This window comes from Dietzia sp. CW19 (assembly GCF_014145265.1).
Classification (GTDB): Bacteria; Actinomycetota; Actinomycetes; order Mycobacteriales; family Mycobacteriaceae; genus Dietzia; species Dietzia natronolimnaea.
In genome coordinates, this window is record NZ_JAALEE010000385.1 from 1 (window position 1) to 1,746 (window position 1,746).

2 protein-coding genes are annotated in these 1,746 nt (G+C 72.7%); both read left to right on the plus strand.

From position 1 onward, the window contains the following. The first annotated feature begins 221 nt into the window (after positions 1 to 221). Positions 222 to 782 carry a type 1 glutamine amidotransferase domain-containing protein gene (locus G6021_RS11780; protein ID WP_182611093.1) on the plus strand — a complete coding sequence of 187 codons (561 nt, stop codon included), beginning with the start codon at positions 222 to 224 and terminating at the stop codon, positions 780 to 782. Positions 783 to 807: 25 nt separating this feature from the next. Further along, on the plus strand, positions 808 to 1,746 hold a 939-nt coding region (locus G6021_RS11785; RefSeq protein ID WP_182641356.1), incomplete at its 3' end, for a hypothetical protein.

The window sequence follows — 1,746 nt, forward strand, 5'->3', positions numbered from 1 at the left end:
CAGGTACCACCGGGCGCCGAACTCCGCGGCCACGGCCAGCCCCAGCACCAGGAGCAGCAGCACGAGCAGGGAGCAGCCGCAGCCGCCTCGCCGGCGGTCGCGCCGTCCTCGTCGGTCGATCGGGTCTCGTCGTCGCATCCACGTATCGTGCCGGACCGTCGGGCCGGGGGCCACCGGCGGTCCGGTTGCGGGCCTGGGGGGTCCGGCCCCACGATCAGGCTATGACCGAGACCCAGGACGCACGCACTGACACCAGAACCGTCGTATTCCTCGTGGCCGGCGAGGGGATCGAACGGGTCGAGCTGACCGAGCCGTGGGGGGCCGTGACCGAAGCCGGTCACACGGCGCTCCTGGTCAGCACATCCGACGGCGAGGTCGACCTGGTCGACCACCTCACCCCGGCCGGCACCCAGGCGGTCGACCGGACGAGCGCCGACGTGACCGCCGCCGACGTCGACGTCCTGGTCCTGCCGGGCGGCGTCGCCAACCCGGACGCTCTGCGCCAGGACCAGCACGCTCTGACCCTCGTCCGCGAGATGGTCGAGGCGGGTAAGCCCGTCCTGGCCATCTGTCACGCGCCATGGGTCCTGATCGAGGCCGACGTCGTCCGCGGGCGCCGCGTCACCTCCTACCCGAGCCTGCGCACGGACCTGGTCAACGCCGGAGCCGAGTGGGTGGACGAGGAGCTGGTCAGCTCGGACGGCGTGTTCACCAGCCGCAACCCGGACGACCTCCCCGCCTTCTGCGACGCACTACTCGGCGCGATCCGCGGAGCGGAATAAGCCGACGGACCTAGGGAGGGTTTCGATGATCGGCGTCTACGTCCACCACCGGGGGCGCGGTCATCTCCACCGGGCCATTCCGGTGATGGGCGCCCTGCGGGAACGGGGACTGGACGTCACGATGCTCATCTCGGGCCAGTTCGACGACGCGCTCCTCCCCCCGGGAACCCGCGTCGTCCACCTCCCGTCCGGCATCGATGACGAGGAGGACGCCGAGGAGCTCACCCTCTCCGCGCGCCGCGCCGCCGTCGCGTGGATGGACCACGCACGACCCCGCGCCTTCTGGGTCGATTCGTCTCCCGCCATGTCGCTGGCCGCGCGGATGACCGGCATCCCGATGGTCAGCACGCTGCCGCCCGGGGTGAGGGAGGACGAGCCCCACCTGCTGCGGGTTCGTGCTGCGGAGCGGTTGATCGGGGCGTGGCCACCGGGAGCGCATCAGGCGACCCTGCGGCGGACGGAGAACCCCGTCGCGGAGATCGGCGGAGTGTCCCGCTTCGAGCGGCGCGTCCGCGAGACACGGCATCGTCGTCGTCCCCGTGTCGTCCATCTCAACGGCTCCGGCTCCGGCGGCGACCACCGCTTCTGGAGGGCGGTCCGATCGACGGCGCGCGAGCTCGGAGTGGCCGACTGGCTCGAGGTGGGCGGCCCGGACGGCGAATGGCACGCGGACCCCTGGCCGGAACTGTGTTCGGCCGACGTGGTGGTCACCGGAGGGGGCCAGTCGTCTGTTGCCGATGCCGCCTGCGCTGACGTGCCGCTCGTGGTGGTCCCGGGCCGGCGGCCGTACGGGGAGCAGGACGCCACCGCGGGGGCGTTGGACTCGATCCCGGCGGTGAGCGTGTTGCGCTACGGGGACGGGCCGACCGCCGTCGGGCACGCCGTCCGCCGACAACTGGAGAGGGCACGGGACGGGGAGACCGGAGGTATCCGCGCGTGGTGGGGCGTCGACGGTGCGGCGGCA

What these genes read in the sequence shown, in the direction of transcription:
- G6021_RS11780 (WP_182611093.1), top strand. Translation starts at nt 222, where the DNA reads ATGACCGAGACCCAGGACGCACGCACTGACACCAGAACCGTCGTATTC.